The sequence below is a fragment of the Flavobacterium gelidilacus DSM 15343 genome (genome assembly GCF_000422685.1).
Taxonomy (GTDB): domain Bacteria; phylum Bacteroidota; class Bacteroidia; order Flavobacteriales; family Flavobacteriaceae; genus Flavobacterium; species Flavobacterium gelidilacus.
Map to the genome: position 1 here is coordinate 26,207 of NZ_AUGN01000013.1, position 26,367 is coordinate 52,573.

The 26,367-nt window shown below is 29.3% G+C and carries 28 protein-coding genes and 1 tRNA gene; 14 read left to right on the forward strand and 15 right to left on the reverse strand.

The window, feature by feature from the left end; genetic code table 11:
• Positions 1-152: 152 nt before the first annotated feature.
• The 4 genes from xerD to G507_RS0107645 all read right to left on the reverse strand — a co-directional run bounded on the left by xerD (position 153) and on the right by G507_RS0107645 (position 3,422).
• The gene (gene xerD / locus G507_RS0107630; RefSeq protein WP_026716948.1) at positions 153-1,052 is read right to left on the reverse strand and encodes a site-specific tyrosine recombinase XerD; all 900 of its coding nucleotides are present in this window, start codon (positions 1,050-1,052) and stop codon (positions 153-155) included.
• A gap of 75 nt (positions 1,053-1,127) precedes the next feature.
• The gene (locus G507_RS16590) at positions 1,128-1,751 is read right to left on the reverse strand and encodes a porin family protein (protein ID WP_051191531.1); all 624 of its coding nucleotides are present in this window, start codon (positions 1,749-1,751) and stop codon (positions 1,128-1,130) included.
• Between the two features lie 60 nt (positions 1,752-1,811).
• Positions 1,812-2,456: a porin family protein gene (locus G507_RS0107640; protein ID WP_026716949.1), complete on the reverse strand. Its 645-nt coding sequence runs from the start codon at positions 2,454-2,456 to the stop codon at positions 1,812-1,814.
• A 225-nt stretch (positions 2,457-2,681) separates the two neighbouring features.
• Positions 2,682-3,422, reverse strand: coding sequence for a hypothetical protein (locus G507_RS0107645; RefSeq protein WP_026716950.1), 741 nt, complete (start codon positions 3,420-3,422; stop codon positions 2,682-2,684).
• 143 nt (positions 3,423-3,565) lie between these two features.
• On the opposite strand from G507_RS0107645, the gene G507_RS0107650 reads away from it, so the two are divergent.
• From G507_RS0107650 to G507_RS0107665, 4 genes are all read left to right on the forward strand, one after another.
• A complete protein-coding gene (locus G507_RS0107650; protein ID WP_026716951.1) occupies positions 3,566-4,108 on the forward strand; it encodes a porin family protein in 543 nt (180 codons plus the stop codon).
• Between the two features lie 77 nt (positions 4,109-4,185).
• Complete coding sequence (locus G507_RS0107655; protein ID WP_026716952.1) at positions 4,186-4,599, forward strand: type II 3-dehydroquinate dehydratase; 414 nt, start codon at positions 4,186-4,188, stop codon at positions 4,597-4,599.
• A gap of 56 nt (positions 4,600-4,655) precedes the next feature.
• Positions 4,656-7,133 carry a DUF5686 and carboxypeptidase regulatory-like domain-containing protein gene (locus G507_RS0107660; protein WP_026716953.1) on the forward strand — a complete coding sequence of 826 codons (2,478 nt, stop codon included), beginning with the start codon at positions 4,656-4,658 and terminating at the stop codon, positions 7,131-7,133.
• Positions 7,134-7,265: 132 nt separating this feature from the next.
• Entirely contained in the window at positions 7,266-7,877 is a 612-nt protein-coding gene (locus tag G507_RS0107665; RefSeq protein ID WP_026716954.1) for a hypothetical protein, read from the forward strand.
• Between the two features lie 52 nt (positions 7,878-7,929).
• On the opposite strand, the gene G507_RS0107670 is transcribed toward G507_RS0107665, so the two are convergent.
• Genes G507_RS0107670 through G507_RS0107690 form a run of 5 tightly spaced genes read right to left on the reverse strand, consistent with a single transcriptional unit; the run spans position 7,930 to position 11,573 of the window.
• Positions 7,930-8,697, reverse strand: a complete 768-nt coding sequence (locus G507_RS0107670) for a sulfite exporter TauE/SafE family protein (RefSeq protein WP_026716955.1) — start codon at positions 8,695-8,697, stop codon at positions 7,930-7,932.
• Positions 8,698-8,753: 56 nt separating this feature from the next.
• Positions 8,754-9,194 carry a hypothetical protein gene (locus G507_RS0107675; RefSeq protein ID WP_026716956.1) on the reverse strand — a complete coding sequence of 147 codons (441 nt, stop codon included), beginning with the start codon at positions 9,192-9,194 and terminating at the stop codon, positions 8,754-8,756.
• A gap of 60 nt (positions 9,195-9,254) precedes the next feature.
• Positions 9,255-10,568, reverse strand: a complete 1,314-nt coding sequence (murA, locus tag G507_RS0107680) for a UDP-N-acetylglucosamine 1-carboxyvinyltransferase (RefSeq protein ID WP_026716957.1) — start codon at positions 10,566-10,568, stop codon at positions 9,255-9,257.
• 4 nt (positions 10,569-10,572) lie between these two features.
• A complete protein-coding gene (locus G507_RS0107685; protein WP_035665822.1) occupies positions 10,573-11,280 on the reverse strand; it encodes a DUF4290 domain-containing protein in 708 nt (235 codons plus the stop codon).
• 8 nt (positions 11,281-11,288) lie between these two features.
• Positions 11,289-11,573, reverse strand: a complete 285-nt coding sequence (locus tag G507_RS0107690) for a DUF493 family protein (RefSeq protein ID WP_026716959.1) — start codon at positions 11,571-11,573, stop codon at positions 11,289-11,291.
• A gap of 126 nt (positions 11,574-11,699) precedes the next feature.
• Here G507_RS0107690 and G507_RS0107695 point away from each other — a divergent pair, with 126 nt between their 5' ends.
• The 5 genes from G507_RS0107695 to G507_RS0107715 all read left to right on the forward strand — a co-directional run bounded on the left by G507_RS0107695 (position 11,700) and on the right by G507_RS0107715 (position 16,233).
• Positions 11,700-12,239: an AAA family ATPase gene (locus tag G507_RS0107695; protein WP_026716960.1), complete on the forward strand. Its 540-nt coding sequence runs from the start codon at positions 11,700-11,702 to the stop codon at positions 12,237-12,239.
• A gap of 41 nt (positions 12,240-12,280) precedes the next feature.
• Entirely contained in the window at positions 12,281-14,167 is a 1,887-nt protein-coding gene (locus G507_RS0107700; protein WP_026716961.1) for a RecQ family ATP-dependent DNA helicase, read from the forward strand.
• A complete protein-coding gene (gene fmt, locus G507_RS0107705; protein ID WP_026716962.1) occupies positions 14,167-15,114 on the forward strand; it encodes a methionyl-tRNA formyltransferase in 948 nt (315 codons plus the stop codon). Before G507_RS0107700 ends, fmt begins: the two co-directional genes overlap by 1 nt.
• Before the next feature lie 165 nt (positions 15,115-15,279).
• Positions 15,280-15,558 carry an HU family DNA-binding protein gene (locus tag G507_RS0107710; protein ID WP_026716963.1) on the forward strand — a complete coding sequence of 93 codons (279 nt, stop codon included), beginning with the start codon at positions 15,280-15,282 and terminating at the stop codon, positions 15,556-15,558.
• A 114-nt stretch (positions 15,559-15,672) separates the two neighbouring features.
• Positions 15,673-16,233 carry a YqgE/AlgH family protein gene (locus G507_RS0107715; protein WP_026716964.1) on the forward strand — a complete coding sequence of 187 codons (561 nt, stop codon included), beginning with the start codon at positions 15,673-15,675 and terminating at the stop codon, positions 16,231-16,233.
• On the opposite strand, the gene G507_RS0107720 is transcribed toward G507_RS0107715, so the two are convergent.
• Together G507_RS0107720 and G507_RS0107725 are read right to left on the reverse strand one after the other, a co-directional pair.
• Positions 16,225-17,055, reverse strand: coding sequence for an aminotransferase class IV (locus G507_RS0107720; protein WP_026716965.1), 831 nt, complete (start codon positions 17,053-17,055; stop codon positions 16,225-16,227). The two genes, G507_RS0107715 and G507_RS0107720, sit on opposite strands and share 9 nt — an antisense overlap.
• Positions 17,056-17,103: 48 nt before the next feature.
• A complete protein-coding gene (locus G507_RS0107725) occupies positions 17,104-17,496 on the reverse strand; it encodes an START-like domain-containing protein (RefSeq protein ID WP_026716966.1) in 393 nt (130 codons plus the stop codon).
• Between the two features lie 146 nt (positions 17,497-17,642).
• Here G507_RS0107725 and G507_RS0107730 point away from each other — a divergent pair.
• A tRNA-Met gene (locus G507_RS0107730) sits at positions 17,643-17,716 on the forward strand.
• A 609-nt stretch (positions 17,717-18,325) separates the two neighbouring features.
• A complete protein-coding gene (locus G507_RS0107735) occupies positions 18,326-19,378 on the forward strand; it encodes an NAD(P)-dependent alcohol dehydrogenase (protein WP_026716967.1) in 1,053 nt (350 codons plus the stop codon).
• A gap of 412 nt (positions 19,379-19,790) precedes the next feature.
• On the opposite strand, the gene G507_RS0107740 is transcribed toward G507_RS0107735, so the two are convergent.
• Complete coding sequence (locus tag G507_RS0107740) at positions 19,791-20,138, reverse strand: hypothetical protein (protein ID WP_026716968.1); 348 nt, start codon at positions 20,136-20,138, stop codon at positions 19,791-19,793.
• A 53-nt stretch (positions 20,139-20,191) separates the two neighbouring features.
• Positions 20,192-21,562 carry a histidine--tRNA ligase gene (hisS, locus tag G507_RS0107745; protein WP_026716969.1) on the reverse strand — a complete coding sequence of 457 codons (1,371 nt, stop codon included), beginning with the start codon at positions 21,560-21,562 and terminating at the stop codon, positions 20,192-20,194.
• Between the two features lie 216 nt (positions 21,563-21,778).
• Here hisS and G507_RS0107755 point away from each other — a divergent pair, with 216 nt between their 5' ends.
• On the forward strand, positions 21,779-23,020 hold the full coding sequence (locus G507_RS0107755) for an ABC transporter permease (protein ID WP_026716971.1): 1,242 nt from the start codon (positions 21,779-21,781) through the stop codon (positions 23,018-23,020).
• A 6-nt stretch (positions 23,021-23,026) separates the two neighbouring features.
• Here the strand turns inward: G507_RS0107755 and prmC are convergent, their stop codons facing one another.
• Complete coding sequence (gene prmC, locus G507_RS0107760; RefSeq protein ID WP_026716972.1) at positions 23,027-23,908, reverse strand: peptide chain release factor N(5)-glutamine methyltransferase; 882 nt, start codon at positions 23,906-23,908, stop codon at positions 23,027-23,029.
• Positions 23,909-23,936: 28 nt separating this feature from the next.
• Positions 23,937-24,413: a GNAT family N-acetyltransferase gene (locus G507_RS0107765; protein ID WP_026716973.1), complete on the reverse strand. Its 477-nt coding sequence runs from the start codon at positions 24,411-24,413 to the stop codon at positions 23,937-23,939.
• A gap of 38 nt (positions 24,414-24,451) precedes the next feature.
• Here G507_RS0107765 and ribD point away from each other — a divergent pair, with 38 nt between their 5' ends.
• Together ribD and G507_RS0107775 are read left to right on the forward strand one after the other, a co-directional pair.
• Positions 24,452-25,516, forward strand: a complete 1,065-nt coding sequence (gene ribD / locus G507_RS0107770; RefSeq protein ID WP_035665825.1) for a bifunctional diaminohydroxyphosphoribosylaminopyrimidine deaminase/5-amino-6-(5-phosphoribosylamino)uracil reductase RibD — start codon at positions 24,452-24,454, stop codon at positions 25,514-25,516.
• Positions 25,509-26,366: a DMT family transporter gene (locus G507_RS0107775; RefSeq protein WP_026716975.1), complete on the forward strand. Its 858-nt coding sequence runs from the start codon at positions 25,509-25,511 to the stop codon at positions 26,364-26,366. Before ribD ends, G507_RS0107775 begins: the two co-directional genes overlap by 8 nt.
• Position 26,367 lies beyond the last annotated feature (1 nt).

Consider the following 26,367-nt stretch of genomic DNA (forward strand, 5'->3'; position numbering starts at 1 on the left):
TACAGTGATCAGTTACTATAAATATAAAATCGCGTTAATTCATTTTAATGCGATTTTTTTTGCTTGAATTAACCGTTGAATTATTCCAACAATGTATTCTTATTCAAAAACTACTATCTACATTCTGAAATCTGCCAATTGATTACTAAACACTATTTCCTCGGATGAAACTGCGTTAGCACTTTTGCTAAGTGTTTTCGATCTAAATGCATATAAACTTCTGTAGTAGTTATTGATTCGTGTCCTAACATTAATTGGATGGAACGCAAATCTGCACCATTTTCTAACAAATGCGTGGCAAATGAATGCCTAAATGTGTGAGGACTAATAGTCTTTTTAAGGTTAATTTTTACAGATAAATCCTTAATAATTGTAAAAATCATTGCTCTTGTTAACTGCTTTCCTCTTCTATTAAGAAACAAAGTATCTTCGAATCCTTTTTGAATATTTAAATGAGATCGGATCTGTTCTTTATAAAGTAGAATATACTTTTCGGTAGTTTTTCCAATGGGAACAAATCGTTGTTTATTTCCTTTTCCCGTTACTTTAATAAAGCCTTCCTCAAAAAATAAATCAGAAATTTTTAGATTCGTTAATTCAGAAACACGCAAACCACAACTATATAGCGTTTCTAAAATTGCCCTGTTGCGTTCTCCTTCTGGTGTTGACAAATCGATAGCTGCAATTAGTTGATCAATTTCAATCGTTGAAAGCGTATCAGGTAATTTTCTGCCTGTTTTTGGAACTTCGATTAATTCTAAAGGATTATCTTTCCGGTAATCCTCAAATAATATATAGGTAAAAAAACTTTTTAAGCCTGAAATTGCTCGCGCTTGACTTCTAGCATTTACCACAGAAGAAATATGGTAAATAAATTGCTGAATGGTTTCTTCTGTAATGTTAATAGGGTTTTGAGAAATTGAATTTGTTTCTAAAAACAAGACGAGTTTTTCAATATCAAACGTATAATTTTGGATAGTATTTGTAGATAAACCTCTTTCAAGTTTTAAATAGTTTTGATATTCTTTGATATAAGATTTCCAGTTACTCATACCTCAAAAATACAAAAAATTAAGCATAAAAAAATCCCGAAATTAATCGGGATTTTTTAAACAATATAACTATTTCTACAATCTAAAACCTAATCCAAATTGAATAACAGAATTTTTAATATCATCTTCTGAACCAGTATCACCAATCTGAACTAAACCGGCAGAATATCTAGCATTAAAAAAAATCGCATTACTAAAATCATAGTTAAGACCAAGATTAATACCTAAATCATTAGATTTCAAAAAATCTTTTGCATCCGCTGTTTGACTTTGTCCTTGAAAAGTTGCTTTTACATCAGCATCAAATAAAAATCCAACATATGGACCTACTTCTAGTTGAAAATCATTTGCTACATAATATTTAGCCATTACAGGAATGTTAATGTATTTAGTTTTAAAAGTTACATCAAAACTATAACCATCTACTAATAAGTTATCTTTAGAGCCCTGCGTAGAATATAAAAACTCTGGCTGAATGTAAAACTTATCAGAAACTTTAAATTCAACAAAAATACCTCCATTAAAGCCAATTAAACTATTTGCATCTCCAGCGTCATCTCCAACAAAATTAGAAATATTTAATCCAGCCTTAATCCCAATTGCAATATCATTTTTTGCTTTAGTTGATCCACTATCTTGAGCATTAACAGTGTGAACAAGACCTAAAACAACAAGTACCAAATAAATTAGTTTTTTCATAATTAATTTTTATAAAAAAATCCCGAAATTAATCGGGATCTTATAGTAATATGTTTTTTCTTAGTTGAATTTATATCCAACAGAAACTTGGAAACCAGCGTTGTTTATTTTAGCATCACTACCGTCAACATCGTTGATATCACCTAAACCTAAGTTATATCTTGCTCCTAAAGATAATTTCTCAGTAAAGTCATAACCAAAACCAAAGTTTAATCCGAAATCAACTCCTTTGAAACTATCTTTAACATCTTCACTAGTAGATTCAGAAGAAGTTGTACCGTTTAAAGTTTCAGAATACTCATAATCACCATTAGCACTAATTAAAAAGCCAATTTGAGGACCAGCTTCTAAACTAAATTTTTCGGCAACATAATATTTAGCCATTAAAGGAATATTAATGTAAGATAGTTTTAATTTAGCTTCTTCTGTGTAAGAATAAGTATTTCCACCAAAAGTTTCTGTTCCAGAGTATTTTTCTTTAGCACCCTGCATAGAAAACAATAATTCTGGTTGGAATGAGAATTTGTCAGAAATTTTAAATTCTGCAAAAACACCTACATGAGCACCAATTAAAGAATTTGCGTCTTCAACATCACCTGTTAAAGTCGTAACGTTCAAACCAGCTTTAGCTCCGAAATTCATGTCTTGAGCATTAACATTAGCTAATGTAAATACTGCTACCGCAGCGAATAATAATTTTTTCATTTTGTTTAATTTAAAAGTTATAATCAAATATAAATATTATTTGTTTTAAGATTTTAGCCACATGGATTAGTTATCAACATCGATTGTTAAAAAGTTGAACTATTCATATATAAATAACGAAAGAATAACGTTTAACTAACATATTATCAATCCTAAGCTAAAATAATGTCAAAAATAAAAAATCCCGAGTGAATCGGGATTTAAATATAAATTTTTTCTAATTAATTAGAAATGCAAAGTAAGATTCATTGAAGCAATACCTACATTCCCTAAACCAAAGTTAGAAGATTTTCCTCCATCTGTTGTTGTCGATGGAGAAGTTCCAAACTGAGTTGTAGTTTCAGATTTTCCTCTTAAATCAAATCCAACTCTATAAGTATATTGAGCACCAATAGCGAATTTAGGAAAAATAAAATATTCAGCACCTAAAAATCCTTGAACGCCAAGTCCTAAAGCCAAACCAGACTTACTTTCTACACTTGAAACAAAAGCTCCAGTAGTAGTATCTGTGTCAGTAGTTTCTGTAGATGATGAATTAGCAGTCAATAAAGCATCTGCACCATAAAAACCTTGAAGACGAGTTGTTCCTTTTCTCCATTCTTTACCTAAACCTGCAGCTAAATCAAAACCTGTATTCTTAATTTCTGAAGTATTTGTTCCAACTGGAGCTGTGTTAGTTGAAGAACCAAAACCTAAATTTGCAATTACTCTGTAAGCATTTTTATCTGTTATGAATTTTTTACCTACAAAAGAATTATTTCTAATGTAATTCACATTTGGAGCATTGTTATTTGTATTTCCGTTAAAAGAATTACCAATATACTCAAAAATACCATCAGCATTAAAACTAATAGCCCAATCTCCAGCTTCTGGTAAATAATTTTCTCCTTTTTTCGAAACTAAATCTTGTGCATTTGCAATACCAAAAGCAAAAACTGCTACTGCAGCAAACATTAATTTTTTCATTTTTTTAAAATTTTAAAAGTTAGAGCACAAATTTAAAAGAATATTTTCTTACAAATACTTAAAAACACAATACTTATTAACATATATTATCAGATATTAACATATATTTGCAAAGGTTATTAACATTTATAAATCAATAGAACATGAAAAAATTAGCTTTTTTAGTCGTTACCTTATTAACAATTTCACAAGTAACAAATGCCCAATCAAATATTAGATTTGGTGTAAAAGCAGGTTTAAATTATGCAAATTTCACAAATACTGAGGTAAAAACGGATGCAATTACAAACTATCATGCTGGTATTTTAGTTGAAATTTCATTATTTGATAATTTAGCCATTCAACCCGAATTATTATACTCAACTGTTGGAGCAAGTTACGATTCTGCCATTACAGAATTCAAAAATGAATTAGGATATATTTCTATTCCAGTATTAGCAAAATTTAATTTATCAGAAACTTTATTCTTAGAAGCAGGACCACAAGGTTCGTTTTTATTAAACAAAAAAGATGAAGTATTTAACGATTATAACGAATTTGATTTTTCTGTAAATGCAGGTTTAGGAGTAAGAATAACTAAAAATTTATTTGTTTCTGCAAGGTACAACCTAGGTGTTACTGAAATCGCAAGAGATGCAGATGCTAAAAACTCTGTCTTTCAATTATCTGCTGGATTACTATTCTAATAAAAAAATTCATAAATTTATATTAAACCATCTTTACCAAAGGATGGTTTTTATATTTTTACACAAAGCAAACAAATATGAATCTAATTATTATCAACGGACCAAACCTAAATTTATTAGGCAAACGCGAACCTGAAACATATGGGAATGAATCTTTTGAAGCTTATTTTGACAAACTAAAATCAAAATATACTCAAATTAATTTCACTTATTATCAAAGTAATATTGAAGGTGAGCTTATTGATAAAATTCAGGAATACGGATTTTCAGCAGATGGAATTATACTAAATGCTGGTGCTTATACGCATACGTCTATTGGGATTGGTGATGCCATAAAGGCAATAACTTCTCTAGTTATTGAAGTCCATATTTCTAATACATTCTCTAGAGAAACTTTTCGACATCAATCTTTTATTTCACCAAACGCTAAAGGTGTTATTATTGGTTTTGGGTTAAAAAGTTATGATTTAGCTATTGAATCATTTTTATAACATCATTCTTGCAACCATTTTAATTTTATTCTCGTCTATATAAAAAAACCTATTTTATGAAAAAAATTTACGCACTTGTATTTGGCCTTTTTTCAATTATTTCTATCGGACAAATCAAAGGAACTGTGACAGATGCAAATGGTGAAGCTTTAGCTTTTGTAAGTATTTATATTGAAAACACTTATGTCGGAACCACTAGTAATGAAAATGGAAAATATGAGTTGATGTACAATGGGGATAAAAATGTAAATATCATTTATCAATATTTAGGATATAAAACACAAAAAAACACTTTAAACATAGATAAATTTCCCTTCACAAATGATGTTAGATTAATTGAAGAGAATTATAATTTAAACGAAGTTGTTTTGATTGAAGGAGAAAATCCTGCAGATATAGTTATTAGAAATGCTGTAAAATCAAAAAAAGTTAACAGTGCTAAAACTGATAAGTTTGAAGCTGATTTTTATTCGAGAGGAATATTTAGAGTTAAAGATGTTCCTGAAAAAATTATGGGAATGAAAGTTAGGGTAGAAATGAATGATTCTGGTGCTGATTTAGATTCAACAGGAAGTGGAATTATATATCTATCAGAAACAGTTTCAAAAATTAAGATCGAAAAACCAAACAAGCTTAAAGAAGAAATTATAGCAAGTAAAGTAGCTGGAGAAGACAATGGGTTTAGTTATAACACGGCTTTGAATACCAATTATGATTTTTATGAAAATTATATAGATTTCGAAGTTAACATGGTTTCCCCAATTGCAGATAACACCTTTAATTATTACAAATTTAAATTGGAAAGCACGTTTTATGATGACAACAATCAGTTAATCAACAAAATTTTAGTTACACCTAAACGCGACAAAGAGCCAGTTTTTGAAGGATACATCTATATAGTTGAAGATTCATGGGCAATTTATAGCGTTGATTTAGACATTAAAGGTTACAGAATGCAACAGCCAATTCTGGAAACCATGAAATTAACTCAAAATTTTAGTTATAACAACACAAACAAGCTTTGGGTGAAAAACGTACAAACCTTAGATTTTTTAGCTGGAATTTTTGGTGTTAAATTCTCAGGGAAATTCACTCACGTTTTCACAAATTACAACTTCAAAGAAACTTTTGAGCCAAAAACTTTTGGAAGAGAAATTGTTTCCTTTGCAGAAAATGCCAATAAAAAAGAAGATTCATATTGGACAACTAATAGACAAGTACCATTGTCCGAAGAAGAATCTACAAGTTATGTTAGAAAAGACAGTGTTTCGACTTTAAGAAATTCTCAAAAGTATTTAGATTCAATAGATGCTAAATCTAATAAATTTAAAATTCAAGATATTTTAACAGGCTATACTTATAAAAATAGTTTTAAAAAGAGCCGTTTTTCTTATGATGGCGTTTTAAATATTGGCTCTATAAGCTACAACACAGTTCAGGGATATAACATGAATAGTGGATTTTCATATTCTAAATACAATGAAGAAAACGGGAAATATACTTCCTTAAGCTCAACCTTTAATTATGGTTTAGCAGAAGACAGATTAAGAGTAGAAGGACGAATATATCATCGATTCAATGCACAAAATTATGCAAACATTTCTGTTGCTGGAGGAAGTAGTATAAATCAATTCAATGCAACTGAACCTATAAGTAAACTAGTGAACTCGGTTAGTACTTTATTCTTTACCAATAATTTTATGAAATTATATAATAAAGAATTTGCTGAAGCTATGTATGGACAAGAAACTATAAATGGTTTGTATATCTCTGGAAAAATTGGTTATGAAAACAGAAGGCCTTTATTCAACAATACAGACAAGAAACTATTTAAGTCTGACGACATGTATAGTTCAAATGATCCTTTGCAGCCTAACAACTTTACTTCTACTCCATTTGTAGCTCATCATTTATATAAAGCAAGTGTTGGTGCTAGAATTCGTTTTGGACAAAAATATATTACTAGACCAGACAGAAAAATAACAGTTTCTAATAATGACTATCCAGTAATATATTTAGGGTATCAAAAAGCATTTGCAGGAAGTGATAATAAATACAATTACGACTTATTAAACGCTACATTAGATTTTGACAAAAAACTAGGCAACAAAGGTGATTTTAGCATAAGAATGAAAGCTGGAAAATTCTTTAATGCAGATAATATTTCATTTATTGATTACAAACATTTTAATGGAAATCAAACTCACGTTGTTTTAGATGGAAGTTACATGAACTCATTTGGACTTTTACCTTATTATAGTAATTCTACAAATGACGCTTATATTGAAACACATATTGATCATAATTTCAAAGGATATATTATGAATAAAATTCCATTATTAAATAAATTACAATGGAATTTAATTGGAGGATTTCATCAAATAAATGTTCCAAATGTAAAACCATATCAAGAGTTTTCTGCCGGATTTGATAATATCGGATTTGGAAAATTAAGGATTTTCAGAATAAGTTATGTTAGAGCTTATCAAAATGGTTATCAAGGTGATGGAATTGTTTTTGGCGTAAAAATGTAAGATTTAGATTTTCAGATTTTCGGATAATAGATTTTCGGAAATTATAAAATTCAGATTTCGTTTAAAAAAAATAATTTTCAATGCAAGGAATATCTTTTTTTATCGTCTAATATCAATATAAAAAAAATTATTATGAAGTTTCTTATTTTACTATTTTTTGTTTTTCAAAGTTTTCTTGGGTTTAGTCAACGTGGTGGTGGTGGTGGTGGTGGTGGAAGATCTGGTGGTGGTAGACAACAAAATCAAAGTCCACCAAAAGAAGATAACAAGGACGGTAATATCCTTGAAGAAACAAATATAAAAGAATTTGCAGGATTACAACATTTTGATTCTAAACTTGTTATTAAAGAATTAAAAATAAAAATCGACGAAGAAAAAGAAACAATTGAATCGCTTTTTGGAATTTATAATAATCGTATAAAAGAAATTGAAAAAGAAGATCTTTTATTAATCGAAAACACCGATTTAGAAACTCGAATTATAGAAAGAAAAGCTATACAAGATAAAGATATCAAAGCAATGTTTGAAGCTAAAAGAAGGGCTTCAATTGCATTAGAACCTGTAACGAATAAAACATTAGAAGCTAAAAAGGTTTTAAATCAACAGTTAGAAGCAAAATTAAGTGCAAAATCTTATAAAAAATGGCTAAAATATTTTGAAAAAAATTATCAAATAGAAAAGCCTCCTTTACCTAAAGAAAATAATTCAGGTGATAATTCTAGTGGAAGACCTCCAAGGAGATAATAAAAACCTCATTAATAACTCCAAATTGTAGTAAAATATGATTTGGAGTTATTTATTTTATGAAAACATCATATCCAAAACGAATTAGAGCAATTCCAACTACAACTAAAAAGAAAACACGAATAAAACCATTTCCTTTTGATATTGCTAATCTTGCGCCAATCCAAGAACCAGTTGCATTACAGATAGCCATAGGAATTGCAACTGACCAAAGTATTTTTCCCTTCATGACAAACAAAGTTATAGAACCAATATTTGTAGCCAAGTTGACCAATTTTGCATAGATATTAGCTTGTAAAAAATCAAAACCTAATATAGCGATAAAAGCCATAATTAATAAACTTCCAGTTCCTGGTCCAATAAATCCATCATAAAAACCAAGAAAAATACAAATTACAATTGCATAAATGTAGATTTGTTTTTGTGATAATTTATCTACCTGAAATTGCCCAAAATCTTTTTTAAAATAAGTATAAAGAAGTAACAAAACCAAAATCACAAACAACAAAGGCTTCATAAAATCGTTTTGCATCACATTTAATAAACTCGAACCTATATAGGCAAAAACAAAAGAAACAATTGCCATTAATCCGAACAACTTCCAATTAACGGTTGCTTTTTTTAAGTATTGATATGTAGCTATACTAGTTCCACTAAATCCTGGAATTTTTAATGTTCCAATAATTGTAGCTACACTTTGAGTTGGCATTAAAATTAATGCAGCTGGTGTTTGTATTAAACCTCCACCACCAACAATTGCATCAATAAATCCAGCTACAAATGAGGCGATGCAAAGTAAAATTATTATGTATGTTTCCATTAGTATCAAAGATAAATCCCAATTCAAAAAATGAATTGGGATTTTATTTTATCCATTTAAGGTATAAAGTTATCGTTCCATTTTCGATATATAATTCCTGCAAATTTTCCATCAGTCTTTACCCAAATTCTTATTTCATTTAAATAATCGTTTCTTTCAAAATTTGCTTTATATCGATATATTAAATTTTTACGTAAAAAAGTATCATCAATAATTTCAATAAGCTTCATATCAATAAACTTACCATTTCTTTTATCTAGAACATCACAAGATCTTTGCATTTCTTCCAGTGTTAATTCTGATAAACTTTGCGTTACTTCTTGCTTACTTAACTGAACAAACTCACGAGCAATACAAGTTTTTGCAATTTTTTCACCAAAATTATAAACTCTTTGTTTTTCAGCTAAAGAAACAGCATCCATAGAATATTTTGGATAAGATGCCTTACAAGAGTTCAGAATCAAACCCAAAAAAAATAATAAAACTAATTTTTTCATTAAACAACTTTAAGTCACAAACAAAAACTGAACACTAAAAACTGAACACTGAACACTTCCCTAGCTCACTCTTACAATCTTTGCTCCAATAGCTCTTAAACGACCATCTATATTTTCGTAACCTCTATCAATTTGCTCAATGTTTTGAATAGTTGAAGTTCCTTTTGCAGAAAGTGCTGCAATTAATAAAGAAATTCCAGCTCTAATATCTGGAGATGACATTGTTGTAGCTTTTAATTGTGATTGGAAATTGTGACCCATAACTACAGCTCTGTGTGGATCACAAAGAATAATTTTAGAACCCATATCGATTAATTTATCCACGAAAAATAATCTACTTTCAAACATTTTTTGATGAATTAAAACTTCTCCTTTTGCTTGTGTCGCAACAACTAAAACAATACTCAATAAATCTGGAGTAAATCCTGGCCAAGGTGCATCTGAAACCGTAAGAATAGAACCATCAATATCAGTCTTTATTTGATAACCATCTTTATGTTCTGGAATATAAATATCATCTCCTCTTCTTTCAAGAGTAATTCCTAATTTTCTAAATACATTCGGAATTTGACCTAAATTATCCCAACTAACATTTTTGATTGTAATTTCACTTCTTGTCATAGCCGCTAGACCAATCCAAGAACCAATTTCAACCATGTCAGGTAAAATTCTATGCTCACAACCACCAAGAGTTTCAACTCCCTCAATTACTAATAAATTAGAACCAACACCTTTAATGTTTGCACCCATCGAGTTTAACATTTTACACAACTGTTGTAAATAAGGTTCACAAGCAGCATTGTAAATTGTAGTTGTTCCTTCAGCTAAAACAGCAGCCATTACTATATTTGCTGTTCCAGTTACAGAAGCTTCATCTAATAACATGTAAGCTCCTTTTAATCTTCCTTCATTCTCAACACCATAAAAATGGTCTTCTCTTTCATATCTAAATTTTGCGCCAAGTTTAATGAAACCTTCAAAGTGAGTATCTAATCTTCTTCTTCCAATTTTATCGCCACCTGGTTTTGGGATATATCCACATCCAAAACGAGCTAATAATGGACCAACAATCATAATTGAACCTCTTAAACTTCCACCTTCTTTTTTAAAAGCTTCTGTTTTTAGGTAATCTACATTAACTTCATCAGCTTGGAATGTATAATCTCCAGGTCCATTTTTTTGAATTTTAACTCCTAAGTTACCCAAGAGAGTAATCAATTTATTTACATCAATAATATCAGGAACATTTGTAACTCTAACTTTTTCTGACGTCAATAATGCTGGGCACAAAACTTGTAAAGCTTCGTTCTTTGCTCCTTGAGGAGTAATTTCTCCTTTTAATTTTACTCCACCTTCAATTTGAAATGTTCCCATAAAATTATGCTTTTCTATTTTTTAATTTATTGCTAGAATTCTTTTTTACGATTTTACTCTTATTTGTAGCTGATGTTTTACCATTTGAACCAAATTGAGTCTTATTAGATTGTTTTTTATTTACTTTAATTAAATCATATGAAGTAGAAAGTTCCTCTTCAGATTTAAGTAAATCAATTTTTCCGTCAGAAAGTTCAAATAAATGTTGAAAAACTACTACATCTTCAACTGTATCTTTATTCCAACTTAAAAAACTTTTTTTCATGTGATTAGCAATCACAATTATTAATGCGTTTTTCAATTCACCATCTTCCCATTTATTAGCTACATCAATCATATACTTGATGTTATTTCCGTAAAAACGGTATTTAGGATAATTTTGAGGATAAGCTAAACGTTCTGGTTTTTGATTCAATTCTTCTCTTGAAGGAATTGGATAAGGAGAATCAACTTCTAATTTAAAATCAGACATAATAAATAGTTGATCCCAAAGTTTATGTTGAAAATCAGGCACATCGCGCAAATGAGGATTTAAAGTTCCCATTACGTCAATTATGTATTTTGCAGCTTTATTTCGTTCATCTTTATCTTCAATTGCAGTAGCTAAATCAATTAATTTTTGCAAATGTCTTCCATATTCAGGAATAATTAAATGCGAACGTTCTGCATTATATTCAAGATTAAAAACAGCATCTTGTGTATCGTATTTCATAGGTATTTTTATAAAGAAATTATGCCTTCAATAGTTGAAAATTCTTGGTATTTATCCACTACAGCTTGAGCACTTTTCATTGTTACATTTACAGAAATACTGGTGTATTTTCCGTTTTTGGATGCATTCGTATTGATTACTGCCCCCATATTATCAAAAGAATTTTCAATAATCGCAATTTTGTGATTATCCGAAGGAATTATAAATTTAAATAAATATTCTGAAGGCCAAACAGTTGAGTTAGCTAGTTCTTCCTTCAATCGCACGTAAAATTCCTCAGTTTTCTTGTCCATTTCTATAATTCTTTTGAATAGCAAATATACTTTTTTATGTTCAGACTTAAAAGCAAGTAACTTATAATTTTAAAAGCAGTGAAGATTTTTAAAAAAAACTTATTTTTGCCACAAGAAAATCACCAAATGAATAAAGAAATAGTCGTTTTAATTGGAGGACCAAGTTCAGGAAAAACTACATTAATTGAAAAATTAAAAGAAAATGGACACGTTTGTTATCCCGAAGTTTCTAGAGAAGTTATAAAAGAAGCTCAAGAAAAAGGTATTGAACAATTATTTTTAGAACAACCTTTACTTTTTAGTGAGTTGTTGTTAGAAGGCAGAAAAAAACAATTCCATTTAGCGAATAAAGAAGAAGCAAATGTTGTGTTTTTAGACAGAGGAATTCCTGATGTTTTAGCTTATATGCATTATATTGGTGATAGTTATCCTGCTTTTTTTGATGAAGCATGTAAAGAACATATTTATTCAAAAATATTTATTTTACCTACTTGGAAAGAAATTTATGTAAGTGATGATGAACGTTATGAAAGCTATGAACAAGCTTTATTAATTCAGGAACATCTAGTGGAAACTTACCGAAATTATGGCTACGAACTAATTGAAGTCCCGAAAGACACTGTAGAAAATAGGTTGCAATTTTTACTTCAAAATTTAAATCTTTAAATAAAAGCAGTATTTTTATGCTTTTTTATAACAAATCCTAAATGTCTGAAGCCCTACAAATTCTTCAAAAATACTGGAAACACGATAGCTTTAGAGATCCGCAAGAGCAAATTATCAATGCTATTTTAGACGGAAATGATGCTTTTGCCTTATTACCAACTGGTGGTGGAAAATCGGCTTGTTATCAAATACCCGGAATGCTTTTAGACGGAATTTGTCTAGTAATTTCTCCGTTAATTGCCTTGATGAAAGATCAGGTTGAAAATCTTCAAAAAAAAGACATAAAAGCCATTGCTTTAGTCGGAGGAACATCTCAAAATGACATTATTGATATTTTAGATAATTGCCAATTCGGAAACTATAAATTCTTATATCTTTCTCCAGAAAGGCTTCAACATGACTGGATTGTTGATCGGTTAAAACAATTAAAAATATCCTTAATTGCAATTGATGAAGCGCATTGTGTTAGTCAATGGGGACACGATTTTCGTCCAGCTTATTTAAAAATTTCAAAGTTAAAAGAAGTTTTTCCAAAGACACCTTTTTTAGCTTTAACAGCTTCTGCAACAGCAAAAGTTCAAACAGATATTATTGAAAATTTAGCTTTAGAAAGTCCCAAAATTTTTACAAAATCTTTTGAACGAAAAAATTTAGCATATCATGTTATAAAAACAGAAGATAAGCTAACTAAAATCAAACAAATAGTTAGTAAAAATACAGAATCTTCTATTATATATGTTAGCAACCGAAAGGCTTGTTTAGAAATTTCTAGTCAGATGAATCATTTGGGATTTTCTGCCACTTTTTATCACGGAGGTTTATCCTATAAAGAAAAGGAGAAAAATCGTTTGCTTTGGATGGAAAACAAAGTCCAAATAATAGTAGCAACAAATGCCTTTGGAATGGGAATTGACAAACCTGATGTAAAAACGGTTATTCACATTCATTTGCCTCAAAATTTAGAAAATTATTATCAAGAAGTTGGTCGTGCAGGTCGAAATGGAGAAAAAGCTTTTGGTGTTTTGTTGACAAATGCAAGCGATATAAAATCAGCTAAATCACAATTTATTTCTGTTTTACCTGACAAAGTATTTTTGAAAACCGTTTATATCAAACTCAATAATTATTTTCAAATAGCTTATGGTGAAGGATATAATGAGAATTTTTCTTTCAACCTAAATCATTTTTGTGCGCATTATCAATTTCCAATAATAAAAACGTACAATAGCATTCAGTTTTTGGATAGACAAGGGATTTTGACTTTACAGAATTTATTTTCAGAAAAAATTGATTTACAATTCATTATTCAAAGTAGAGAAGTCATTAGATACATGAGTTTAAATACTAATGACGAAGAAATAATTTCAACTATTTTAAGAACATATACCGGAATTTTTGAAATGGAAACTTCGATTAATCCAATTTTAATTGCTAAAAAATCAAACTCCACTGAAAAAAAGGTCCTTGATGCTATCCATAAATTACATCAAAGTAATGCTGTTACTTTAAAAATTCACAACAATGACAGCAACATTACTTTTAACGAAGCACGTGAAGATGAACTCACCATTAATAGAGTCAGTAAATTTTTAGAAAGTCAAAACCAACAAAAAGAAGAAAAATTCAAAAAAATGATCGAATTTATTGAAGATACTTCAATTTGTAAGAACAAACTACTCCTTACCTACTTCAATCAAGAAACTAATGCAGATTGCGGAATTTGCTCTACTTGTCTTTCAAAAAACAAAAAATCAGATTTAGATTTATCAATTCAAATTATAGATTTATTGCAGTCAAATCCAACTTCTTCAAGAGAAATAGAAAATAAACTTTCTATAACAAGCGAAGAAACTATCTTTGCATTAAAGCAATTATTAGAAAAAAATAAGATTGCAATTAATTCACAAAACAAATATTACCTTATATAATGAAGAAATTAAAAATCGTATTTATGGGAACTCCAGACTTTGCAGTCGGAATTCTTGATACCATTTATAAAAATGACTATGAAGTTGTTGGAGTAATCACTGTTGCAGATAAGCCAGCTGGTCGTGGACAAAAAGTAAGCACTAGCGCTGTTAAAGAATATGCTTTAGCCAATAACTTACGTTTATTGCAACCAACTAATTTAAAAAATGAAGAATTTTTAGCTGAACTAAAAAGTTTAGAAGCCAATTTACAAGTAATTGTTGCTTTTAGAATGTTACCAGAAGTTGTTTGGAAAATGCCCGAATTAGGAACATTTAATCTACATGCTTCATTATTGCCACAATATCGTGGTGCCGCGCCTATTAATTGGGCAATCATTAATGGTGAAACAAAAACGGGTGTAACAACATTTTTTATTGATGATAAAATTGACACTGGTGCAATCATATTAAAGAAGGAAACTCCAATTAGTGAAACAGAAACAGTTGGCGAACTTCACAACAGATTAATGCAATTAGGTTCTGAAGCTGTTTTAGAAACGCTTCTGTTAATTGAAAACGAAAAAGCAACCACAACTATTCAACCTGAATCTAAAGAATTAAAAACAGCCTATAAACTCAACAAAGACAATTGTAAAATTGATTGGACAAAACCTGGAAAGGAAATTTATAATCAAATTAGAGGATTAAATCCATATCCTGCAGCTTGGACATTTTTTGTAGATGGAGAAAATGAATGGAATGTAAAATTATATGAAGTTGAATTCATTGAAGTTGCACATAAAAATTCATTAGGAAAAATTGTTGCTTCTAAAAAGGAATTACACATATTTACGATTGACGGCTATTTAGACATAAAGTCCCTTCAAATGCCCGGAAAAAGAAAAATGGAAACCCAACAACTTTTAAATGGACTAGTTTTTTCTGACACTAGCATAGCAAAATAAACGTGGAACCTCAATAAACATAGGTAATAAGCACACCTTTATTAACATTTAAACGATTTTATTAACATTTTTGACGAAAAAGACAGCAAATACTTGCAAAATTCATAGATACTGCTAAATTTGTATTAGTAAATTAAAGTTTAACCAAATAATTAAATCATTATTATGAACAAATCAGAATTAATCGATGCAATGGCAGCAAGTGCTGGTATCACAAAAGCAGCAGCTAAATTAGCATTAGAGTCATTTTTAGGAAATGTTGAAGGTACTTTGAAAAAAGGTGGAAGAGTTTCATTAGTAGGTTTTGGATCTTGGTCAGTTTCTAACAGAGCTGCAAGAGATGGTAGAAATCCTCAAACAGGAAAAACAATCAAAATTGCTGCTAAAAATGTAGTGAAATTTAAAGCTGGTTCAGACTTAGAAGGAGCTGTAAACACTAAATAATTTTAGATAAGATATTGAAACCTCTCCTTGTGAGAGGTTTTTTTTTACAAAAAAATCACTTTTTTTTGAATTTTAAAAAAGAATTTTCTTAACTTTATTTTAAAATCATTACTTATGAATGAAGTGAAAATAAAAAGAGGTCAATTACTCCTATCTGAGCCAGCACTTTTAGGGGAAAATTCTTTTAATAGGTCTGTCGTTTTATTAGCAGAATATACAAAGGATGGAACTGTAGGTTTTATTTTAAACAAACCACTTGAGTTTACGATTGGTGATTTAATTCCGGAAATAAATTCGAGCTTGACTATTTATAATGGTGGCCCTGTTGAACAAGATAATTTATATTTTATTCATACTATTCCAGAAAAAATTAAAAATAGTATAGAAATTTCTAATGGCATTTATTGGGGCGGTGATTTTGAATCATTAAAAACCTTATTAAATGAAAATAAAATTCTTAAAACTGAGATTCGTTTCTTTCTAGGTTACAGTGGCTGGACAAAAGAACAATTAGAAAACGAATTACAAGAAAACAGTTGGTTACTTATTGAAAACAAAGAAAAACAAAATCTACTTGCAAAACCAACAAGCGAATTTTGGAAAGAAAAAATTGAAGCTCAAGGTGGAGATTATATCTTGTTTTCAAACGCACCCGAAAATCCTATTTTAAATTAATTCATTTAATTTTTCGTTTAATTGAAGTGAAAAATCGATTTCAAATTCTTTTTTTCTGTATTTCGTTATAGGTTGAATTCCAGAAATTACATTTGTAATAAACAATTCATCTGATTTTTGTAAATCAAAAGGAGAAATGGATTTCTCAACACATTCAAACCCTTCCATTTTATTAATTAATGCTATGAGTTGTTTTCGCATTATTCCATTTAAACAACCGTCAGAAATAGGTGGAGTTATTATTGAATTCCCCATTTTCATGAAAATATTTCCATTTAAAGCTTCAACCACATTTTTATCATCATTTAACAAAATGCAATTCTGATAATCATTTTCTTTGGCAAAAATACTTCCAGTAACATTAATCATCTTATTGGTCGTTTTTAATGTCGAAAGCAAGTGCTTTGAAACATAGAAATCTTTGTATAATTCTACTTCATAAAAATCCTTAGAAAAACTATATTTTTTTGAATTAAGTTGATGAGCAACAACTACAAAACCAACATTATTAGTTTTTGGCAAATAAAAACCGTCAGAATCTCTAAAAATCGTCATTCGTACTCTAGCAGAATTACTACAATTTAAAGAGTCAGTTAAATTTAAAACTTGCTCTTCAAAATATTCTAATGTAAAATTCATCGGAATTTCCATTCTACAAATTCGCATAGAAGCCATTAGCCTAAAATAATGATCTTCAGCAAATAAAACTTTATTATCTAAAACTTTTAAAGTTTCAAAAACAGCATCTCCAAAAAGAAAACCTCTGTTTTTTTCAATTATAGTTACACTTGAATCTTGTATAGTTCCGTTAAAATTTATCATAAAAAATCCCGATTTTTAGTCGGGACAAATATACTTTTATATTTTTAATTATACAGAACCTAATACATGTTTCAGGTCAGAAATTTGATTTGTCCATAAAGACTTTGATTCTTCTACCTCATCTTCATCTGCAAAGTCGATAATTACGATAGAAACATCTTTTGTGATCTCATCAACCATCAATTTAATTTCAAAAAAGTAGTCAGTTTCTGAATTATCTTCATTCAACCATCTGAATTTCACCCTTTCATCGGTCTTTTTTGACATCAATTTTGCTTTCTCTTCACTATCATCCCAAATAAAAGTGAACAATTCCCCTCTTGAATTTACATTGTCTGCAAACCACTCTGACAAACCTGAAGGTGTCGATATATATTGAAACAACAATTGTGGCGAAGACATTATAGGAAATTCTATTTCATATTTTACTTTTACTTCCATCTCTATAAATTAAATTTTTTCGAATATAGAATAATTATGATATATAAAAAAATAAAAAATGAAAAATAATTTTTAAAAAAACATTTGAATTACTTACAAATAATTATATATTTGCACCCGCATTGAGGAAATGCAAAACATATAATGGCGAGATAGCTCAGTCGGTTAGAGCGCAGGATTCATAACCCTGAGGTCACGGGTTCAATTCCCGTTTTCGCTACAAAAAAACCCTAAATACTTGGTATTTAGGGTTTTTTATTTAAAAATGCACAAATATAAACCTAAATAGTTATTAGATAATTGAGATTTATCATTTATTTTAACACCAAAATGTATTTAAAAGATAACTCCTACACTTTTTTAAAATACCTTGCTGCAGTGTTTAAAAACCTAAAATCTACTTCAAAAACTATTTTACACACCTATTTACCAACATCAAATCCTTTTTAATTAGCAAAATTTATCTTTTTAAACAAAATCTATTTAAGTTTTTATACAATTTACTCTATAAAAACTAAAGATTATTAATCATAATAGTAAGCTTTAAACCTCTTAGATTAACTTCATAAATTTGATTTCATTTAGATAACATTTAAAATTTTTTAAGACTTAACATTTTAATACCTTTATATGACTTAACAAATCATCAAATACTATCAAGAAAAGATTTTGAAAACTGAACCACACTCAAGAAATTTAGCTAGAAATTAATTTTTGGGATTAATACAATGTTAAAAGTCAACTAATGTTACAAAACTATTCTTATCTTGGAATAAATATCCTGTGAATTAAAAACAACTGACAAAATAATAACTAAATAAAAAAAACTATGAAAACAACAAATGTAAAAGCCTTTGGTACAGCAGCAGCAGACGCAGACTTAAAAGAGTTAGATATTAACCGAAGAGAGGTAACTGCAAATGATATAGAAATCGAAATTTTATATTGCGGTGTTTGTCATTCTGATTTACATACAGCAAGAAATGATTGGGGTGGAACCATGTATCCTTCTGTACCAGGTCATGAAATTGTTGGTAGAATTACCAAAATAGGAAATGAAGTCACTAAATTTAAAGTAGGTGATTTAGCAGGTGTTGGATGCCTAGTAGGATCTTGTAAAACCTGTGATAGTTGTAAAAAGGATTTAGAACAATACTGTTCAAATGGCTGGGTTGGAACCTATAATGGTGAAGACAAATATTTAGGAGGCCATACTTTTGGTGGGTATTCTGAAAAAGTTGTTGTTGAAGAGCATTTTGTTTTGAAAGTTCCTACTAACTTAAATTTAGCTGCTGTAGCACCATTACTTTGTGCCGGAATAACAACTTGGTCACCTTTAAGACATTGGAATGTAAAGAAAGGCAGTAAAGTAGCTGTTGTTGGTCTAGGAGGATTAGGTCACATGGCTATTAAATTAGCAAAAGGATTAGGAGCAGAAGTGACATTATTTTCAAGAACACCAGAAAAAACTCAAGATGCAAAAGATTTAGGAGCTGATACTGTAGTTATTTCAACAGATGAAAATCAAATGTCAGCCGTAGCAGGTGAATTCGATTTAATAATCGATACCGTACCATACGTTCATGATATCAATCCATATGTTGGAACTTTAAACATAAGCGGAACTTTAGTGCTTGTCGGTTATCTTGGACCATTAGATCCGTTTTTAAATTCGGTTCCAATGATTCTAGGTAGAAAATCTGTTGCAGGTTCGCTGATTGGTGGAATTGCCGAAACACAAGAAATGTTAGATTTCTGTGGAGAACATAATATTGTTTCAGAAATTGAGATAATCAAAATGCAAGATATCAATAAAGCTTATGAAAGAATGTTAAAAAGCGACGTGAAATATCGCTTTGTGATTGACATGAGTTCGTTATAAATCTATTTACTACATTCTTAAAGCTAACATTCTTATTAAAGTTTGTTAGCTTTTTTATTTATTTTATTTTGGATTAATTTTACAAAATTAAGTATATTTAATAGTTAATATCATAACCAATAAACTGTTGATAACTTCCTATATTGTTAATAACTAAGTTTTATTTACTTTTAAACGGTTTTATTTGTATCTATAACGATTATGTAATAAAAAGTTTTTGTTAATAACTATAATAGTATACATTTGAATTGTAATACTAATAGAGAGTTAAGGGACTTTATTTAAATATTACTTTATAAAAAAATTAAAGATTAATTTTTAAGATTTTTTATTAAATATTTGATTGTTTGTTTTGATGAAAAAATCCAACTAGCAAGTTGGATTTTTTTGTTTTTAAGCCTTTAATTTTTTTTTAAATCTTGAATCTATTTCCTAATTTTTTTCCAACAATATAAGCTGCAAAAAATCCGATTATGATAATTAGAAGGTTTAAAAACGTATACAAAACATAAAACCATTTATCATCCGAAGAAGAATAACAAAGAGAATCAAGTAGAAAACAAAATTCTTTTTCTTCTGAATTGAATTGTGTTAACAAAAAACTCAACAATAACAAAACTCCTATTGAAGTAAAAATATAAATCACATTTTTATTCATTGGTTTTTTTCCTGTTGGCTTAAAAACATTGCGTTCATCTTCTGAACGTTTGTTGTTTTGCAAGGACCAAACTACTTTTTTTGCTTCTTCGTCTATATCCATAATAAATCACATTATAAAAATTCCAAATTCCAATTACAAATTTCAGCTTTTATTTATGCTAATAAAGTAACTAATGTTGCAAAGTCAACTTTTTGTTGTTCACCTGTTGCTAAATTCTTTAACGTAAATTCCGAGTTGTTCATTTCTTCTTCGCCCACTAAAATAGCAAATGGAATACCTCTTTTGTCTGCGTGTTGAAATTGTTTTCCAATTTTAGTATTGTCAGGATATAATTCAACTTTAATATTATTGGCTCTTAATTTAGCAATTGCTTTCATTGAATAAAGAGCTTCTTTATCTCCAAAATTAATAAAAATCGCTTTTGAAGTAGCCAAAACCGTTTCTGGAAAAAGACTTAGTTCTTCAATTACTAAGGCAATTCTATCTAAACCAAATGAAATTCCAACACCACTCATATATTTCAAGCCAAAAATTCCCGTTAAGTCATCATACCTTCCACCACCACCGATAGAACCCATTGCGACTTCTTTTGGTGCAGCGACTTCAAAAATAGCTCCAGTATAATAGTTTAAACCTCTTGCTAAAGTCACGTCTAAATCTAAAGATGCGGTTTGCAAACCTAATTCTTGAATCGTTTCACAAATAAATTGCAACTCCTCTACTCCTTTTTTCCCTTCTTCAGAAGATGAAAGTAAGTTTGAAAGTTTCTCTATTTTCTCATTTATAGTTCCAGTAAAATTGAATAACGGTTGTACTTTTTCGATAGCTTCTTCAGAAATTCCTTTTTCAATCATTTCTTTTTTTACACCATCTTCTCCAATTTTGTCTAATTTATCTAAAGCAACGGTAAAGTCAATTAATTTATCCGAAGCACCAATTACCTCAGCAATTCCGGATAAAATTTTACGGTTATTTATTTTTATGGTTGTTCCTTTTAAGCCTAATTGACTAAAAACAGAATCATACAATTGAACCAACTCAACTTCTTGCCATAAAGACGTTGAACCAACAACATCAGCATCACATTGAAAAAACTCTCTAAAACGTCCTTTTTGTGGTCGATCTGCTCTCCAAACGGGCTGAATTTGATAACGTTTGAAAGGAAATTCAATTTCGTTTTGGTGTTGCACTACATATCGTGCGAATGGAACTGTTAAATCGTAGCGAAGGGCTTTTTCTGAAATTTGAGAAGTAACTTTTAAACTGTTTTTATCACTTAATAATGTGTCTTCAGCTTTAGCTAAAAAATCACCTGAATTCAAAATCTTAAAAATAAGTCGATCACCTTCTTCTCCATATTTTCCCATTAAGGTTTCTGAATTTTCAAAAGAAGGTGTTTCAATTGGTTGAAACCCAAATTTTTCAAAATTCGATTTAATGATAGAAAATATATAGTTTCTCTTAGCTACTTCAGCTGGAGAAAAATCTCTTGTTCCTTTTGGAATACTTGGCTTTTTTGACATTTTTTGTTAGATTTTCGGATATTCAGATTTTGGATTTTCAGATAAAAGAAAAACCAAATACTTTTTCAAATGCAAATATCTTATTTTTTGAAGGAATAAAAGAATTACGTGTTGTTTTTTTGCCACCTGATTTCCAAAATCTGAAAATCTATTATCTGAAAATCTATTATCTATAAAAAAGTGTAACAATTTTAAATTTGCATAGTCTAATACAACATGGTAGGATTATTTAAAGAAAATACGAAAATTGCTTTAGACTCAATACGAAGTCAAGCTTTGAGAACCTCATTAACGGTTTTTATTATTGCACTTGGAATTACAGCCTTAGTTGGAATCCTGACGGTTGTTTCTGCCTTGAAGAACACAATATTAAATGATTTCGCCTCAATGGGAGCAAATACATTTTCCATAAGTCAATATGATTTTTCTTCAGAAATCAATCAAAATGACGTAGATGTAAGAGTTAATCCTATCATAAATTATCCACAAGCTAGAGAATTTCAAGACAAATACAACTTTCCGTTTACTACTACATCTTTATCCTTCACAGCAGCTAATGGAATTGAAGTAAAATACAGAGATAAAAAAACAGATCCAGAAATTAATATTGTTGGTGTAGATGAGAATTTTTCTCCAAATAAAGGTCTAAAAATTGCTAAAGGAAGAAATTTTAATTCTTTTGATATTGCCAACAACAATTATGTTTGTGTTTTAGGTTCTGATTTTGAAAAAGGTTTGTTTGATGGAATTAATCCGATTGATAAAATCATTTCAATTCGTGGTGCAAAATTTAAAGTTATAGGTGTTTTAAAAGAAAAAGGTTCCACTTTTGGAAATAGTCAAGATCTACGTGTTTTAATTCCAAATCAAGTGGCTCGATCCTTATTTTCTGCCCCAAATATTAATTATGATTTGAATGTAATGGTTAACAATGAGGCTTTGTTAGATGAAGCTGTTGACAATGCATTGATTACCATGAGACAAGTTAGAAAACTGAGTCCTGTTGAAAAAGAAAATTTTGGAATAGAAAGGAGTGACGATTTGATTCAGACTTTATTATCTAACACGGAAGTTTTAAGTATTACGGCTTGGGTAATTGGAATTATTACCGTTTTTGGTTCTTCAATTGCTTTGATGAATATTATGTTAGTTTCTGTAAGTGAACGAACAAGAGAAATTGGTATTAGAAAAGCATTAGGTGCAAGAAGCAATACAATAGCTTGGCAATTTTTTACAGAAACTTTAGTAATTGGCCAATTAGGAGGAATTGTTGGAATTATTTTAGGAATTGGTATAGGTTATGGCATCGCAATGGCTATTGGTTTTGCTTTTACAATTCCCTGGATGGCAATGATTGCTGCGTTTATTACAACTTTTGTAGTCACAATTGTTTCTGGAGTTTATCCTGCCATGAAAGCTTCTAAACTTGACCCTGTTGAAGCGTTGAGATATGAGTAATAAAATTTATTTGTCGCAAGAAATCATTCTATCATTACCATAAACGTCTTTGATTAATTGAATGTTTTTGAAATTCAACTTTTTAAGTAATTCGACCGTTTCCTTGCCCAAATACTGATTGATTTCAAAATATAATTTTCCGTTTTCAGAAATATTTTTTTGTGCTAATTGAGCAATTTTTCTATAGAATAATAGAGCATCGTTATCTTCTACAAACAACGCTAAATGAGGTTCGTATTCCAATACATTTTTCTTGATTTCCTCTTTTTCTAAATTTCGAACATAAGGTGGGTTTGAAACTATTATGTCAAAATTAGTTGTGAATTGTGAGTTGTGAATTGTGAGTTGCTCTAAGTCTTCAACTTCAAGAATACTTTTATTTATGAAATTTATTTCAACTTTATTTATTTCAGAATTTTGTTTTGCGATATCTAAAGCCTTTTCAGACACATCTAAAGCATAAACTTTTGCATTATACCAATTCTTAGCTAAACTAATTGCAATACAACCTGAACCTGTTCCAATGTCTAATATTTTGGGATTTGGATTTTCTATTTTGGAATTTTCACTTAGGATTAAATCCACTAATTCTTCGGTTTCTTGTCTTGGAATTAAGGTGTTCTCATTTACTAAAAATCGCAATCCATAAAACTCAGTTTCTCCTAATATATATTGAATGGGTTTTTCTTGTTTTAATTCAGCAATAATTGAATTCCATTTTTCCAATTCATTTTCATTGATGGAAAAACTTGGGTCTAAAGCCAAATCAATACGTTTTTTTTGATGTAGGAATTCAGCAATAATGAAAAAGAAACTTTCGATTTCTTCTTTGTCATAAATTGATTCTAATGCTTTGGTAAAACTTATTTTATATTCTTTTAAAATCATTTTCAAATCTTAATACTTAAACTTCATACTACAACTCCTTCATCATCCAAACGGGACAACTTGTATGACCAGTACAACCTAAAGGTTCCTCTAAATAGTGAAATCCAACTTTTTGATATAACTTTTGGGCATCTTTCATCATTTCTAAGGTTTCTAAATAACATTTTTCAAAACCAGCTTCTTTAGCAAAATCTAAACACTTTAGAATCATTTTTTTTCCCATTCCAATTCCTCTGGCTTTTGAAGCGAAATACATTTTTTGCAATTCACATATTTCTTTTGGTCCATTTTCTAAAGGAGCAATTCCACTTCCACCAATTATTTCACCTTCATGCTCAATCACAAAATAAATAGTGTTCTCTTTATTATATACTTCGTATAAAGTATCTAAAATTGGATCTTCATAAGCTGTACCGGTTTTTGGAGCTTCTAATTCTATAAAAACATCTCGAATTACCTTAGCAATTTGAGCATTATCTTCTTTTTTAATTTTTCTAATCTGCATAAAAATATATTCTAAAACAAAAGTACTATTTTTGTCCTGTGAAAATACATGAAAAATACATAAATCGTTGCATCGAATTAGCCAAAAATGGTTTAGGCACAACTTATCCAAATCCTTTGGTCGGAAGTGTGATTGTTTATGAAGACAAAATCATTGGAGAAGGTTGGCATAAAAAAGCTGGTGAACCTCATGCTGAAGTCAATGCCATAAACTCTGTTAAAGATAGAACATTACTATCAAGAGCTACTATTTATGTAAGTTTAGAGCCTTGTAGTCATTTTGGGAAAACACCTCCTTGTTCAGATTTAATAATTTTTCATAAAATACCAAATGTGGTTATTGGAACAATTGATCCCAATGAGAAAGTTGCAGGAAAAGGAATAAAAAAATTGATGGAAGCTGGTGCAAATGTCACTATTGGTATTTTAGAAAAAAAGTGTCATGATTTAAACAAAAGATTCTTTACTTTTCATAATAAAAAAAGACCTTACATTATATTGAAATGGGCAGAAACTGCTGATGGATTTATTGCTCCTATTGCTAAAGATGAACAAAAACCTATTTGGATTACCAATAAACACTCAAGGCAATTAGTCCACAAATGGAGAACCGAAGAACAGGCTATTTTAGTTGGCACAAAGACGGTTTTAGATGATAATCCAAGTTTGAATGCTAGAGATTTTTCAGGTAATAATCCTGTTCGAATTGTTTTGGATAAATCTGGAAAAATTGATGCAAAATTTAATGCAAAATTTAATGTAAAATTTAATGTAAAAGATAACAATATAAAAACAATATTCATAACAGAAAAAGATGATTTTCAAACAACTGAAAATTGTATTTATGAAAAATGTTTGTTTGATGAAAATCTAATTGAAAGCATTTTAGCTGTTTTAGTAAAACATCAAATTCAATCGGTAATTATTGAAGGTGGAAGCAGAACCATTCAGAGTTTCATCGATAAAGATTTATGGGACGAAGCTCGAGTTTTTAAAGGGAAAACTATTTTTAAAAAAGGTGTAAAAGCTCCTACAATTAATCATTCCATAAAAAGGCAAACCCAAATTTTGACTGACGAATTAATATATATTGTAAATGATTAATTTAGTATTAGCTATTCTATTTTCAAGCTTACTTTATATTGTATTTAAGTTTTATTCAAAATTCAACATTAATACTTTTCAAGCGATTGTATTTAATTATGTTGCTGCTTTTTTAGTTGGAATAGTATTGTCTGAAGAACCATTAGATTTTCAATCAATTCTTAGTAAGTCATGGTTGTTTGGAAGTTTCATATTAGGTGGATTATTTATTTTAGTATTTAACATCTTAGGAAAAACATCACAAGAAAATGGTGTTTCTGTAGCTTCAGTTTCAAGCAAAATGTCTATGATAATTCCTATTTTGTTTGGTATCTTCTTTTTTAAGGAATCCATCACTTTAGAAAAAATAATTGGAATTGGAATTGCATTGATTGCCGTTTATTTCACCTCAAAAAAAGAAGCTGGCAAAGTTGAAGTAAAGAATTTTATTTTTCCCATTTTACTTTTTTTTGGAGCTGGAGTTGTTGATACAACTATGAATTATCTTCAACACACACATTTAAAAGACAATGAAATTGCCTTATTTTCGGCGACTACTTTTTTATCAGCTTTCTTTTTTGGAATTCTAATTTCAGTCTTTAAAACTATAAAAGGGGATTTTAAATTTGAAGGAAAGAGTATAATTGGTGGTATATTTTTAGGAGTTCCCAATTATTTTTCGATGTATTTTCTAATTAAAGCACTTCACAATAAAAATCTTGAAAGCGCTACTGTTTTTACTTTAATTAATATTGGTGTAATTTTGCTATCAACGATTTTTGGAATAATTTTATTCAAAGAAAAACTTTTAAAACAAAATTACTTTGGCATTGTATTAGCCATTATTGCAGTAATTTTAGTTACTTTATAGT

Bases quoted from the DNA above. Each gene is read 5' to 3' on its own strand.
- xerD (WP_026716948.1), bottom strand. From the start codon at position 1,052: ATGAGTAACTGGAAATCTTATATCAAAGAATATCAAAACTATTTAAAA.
- G507_RS16590 (WP_051191531.1), bottom strand. From the start codon at position 1,751: ATGAAAAAACTAATTTATTTGGTACTTGTTGTTTTAGGTCTTGTTCAC.
- G507_RS0107640 (WP_026716949.1), bottom strand. From the start codon at position 2,456: ATGAAAAAATTATTATTCGCTGCGGTAGCAGTATTTACATTAGCTAAT.
- G507_RS0107645 (WP_026716950.1), bottom strand. From the start codon at position 3,422: ATGAAAAAATTAATGTTTGCTGCAGTAGCAGTTTTTGCTTTTGGTATT.
- G507_RS0107650 (WP_026716951.1), top strand. From the start codon at position 3,566: ATGAAAAAATTAGCTTTTTTAGTCGTTACCTTATTAACAATTTCACAA.
- G507_RS0107655 (WP_026716952.1), top strand. From the start codon at position 4,186: ATGAATCTAATTATTATCAACGGACCAAACCTAAATTTATTAGGCAAA.
- G507_RS0107660 (WP_026716953.1), top strand. From the start codon at position 4,656: ATGAAAAAAATTTACGCACTTGTATTTGGCCTTTTTTCAATTATTTCT.
- G507_RS0107665 (WP_026716954.1), top strand. From the start codon at position 7,266: ATGAAGTTTCTTATTTTACTATTTTTTGTTTTTCAAAGTTTTCTTGGG.
- G507_RS0107670 (WP_026716955.1), bottom strand. From the start codon at position 8,697: ATGGAAACATACATAATAATTTTACTTTGCATCGCCTCATTTGTAGCT.
- G507_RS0107675 (WP_026716956.1), bottom strand. From the start codon at position 9,194: ATGAAAAAATTAGTTTTATTATTTTTTTTGGGTTTGATTCTGAACTCT.
- murA (WP_026716957.1), bottom strand. From the start codon at position 10,568: ATGGGAACATTTCAAATTGAAGGTGGAGTAAAATTAAAAGGAGAAATT.
- G507_RS0107685 (WP_035665822.1), bottom strand. From the start codon at position 11,280: ATGAAATACGATACACAAGATGCTGTTTTTAATCTTGAATATAATGCA.
- G507_RS0107690 (WP_026716959.1), bottom strand. From the start codon at position 11,573: ATGGACAAGAAAACTGAGGAATTTTACGTGCGATTGAAGGAAGAACTA.
- G507_RS0107695 (WP_026716960.1), top strand. From the start codon at position 11,700: ATGAATAAAGAAATAGTCGTTTTAATTGGAGGACCAAGTTCAGGAAAA.
- G507_RS0107700 (WP_026716961.1), top strand. From the start codon at position 12,281: ATGTCTGAAGCCCTACAAATTCTTCAAAAATACTGGAAACACGATAGC.
- fmt (WP_026716962.1), top strand. From the start codon at position 14,167: ATGAAGAAATTAAAAATCGTATTTATGGGAACTCCAGACTTTGCAGTC.
- G507_RS0107710 (WP_026716963.1), top strand. From the start codon at position 15,280: ATGAACAAATCAGAATTAATCGATGCAATGGCAGCAAGTGCTGGTATC.
- G507_RS0107715 (WP_026716964.1), top strand. From the start codon at position 15,673: ATGAATGAAGTGAAAATAAAAAGAGGTCAATTACTCCTATCTGAGCCA.
- G507_RS0107720 (WP_026716965.1), bottom strand. From the start codon at position 17,055: ATGATAAATTTTAACGGAACTATACAAGATTCAAGTGTAACTATAATT.
- G507_RS0107725 (WP_026716966.1), bottom strand. From the start codon at position 17,496: ATGGAAGTAAAAGTAAAATATGAAATAGAATTTCCTATAATGTCTTCG.
- G507_RS0107735 (WP_026716967.1), top strand. From the start codon at position 18,326: ATGAAAACAACAAATGTAAAAGCCTTTGGTACAGCAGCAGCAGACGCA.
- G507_RS0107740 (WP_026716968.1), bottom strand. From the start codon at position 20,138: ATGGATATAGACGAAGAAGCAAAAAAAGTAGTTTGGTCCTTGCAAAAC.
- hisS (WP_026716969.1), bottom strand. From the start codon at position 21,562: ATGTCAAAAAAGCCAAGTATTCCAAAAGGAACAAGAGATTTTTCTCCA.
- G507_RS0107755 (WP_026716971.1), top strand. From the start codon at position 21,779: ATGGTAGGATTATTTAAAGAAAATACGAAAATTGCTTTAGACTCAATA.
- prmC (WP_026716972.1), bottom strand. From the start codon at position 23,908: ATGATTTTAAAAGAATATAAAATAAGTTTTACCAAAGCATTAGAATCA.
- G507_RS0107765 (WP_026716973.1), bottom strand. From the start codon at position 24,413: ATGCAGATTAGAAAAATTAAAAAAGAAGATAATGCTCAAATTGCTAAG.
- G507_RS0107775 (WP_026716975.1), top strand. From the start codon at position 25,509: ATGATTAATTTAGTATTAGCTATTCTATTTTCAAGCTTACTTTATATT.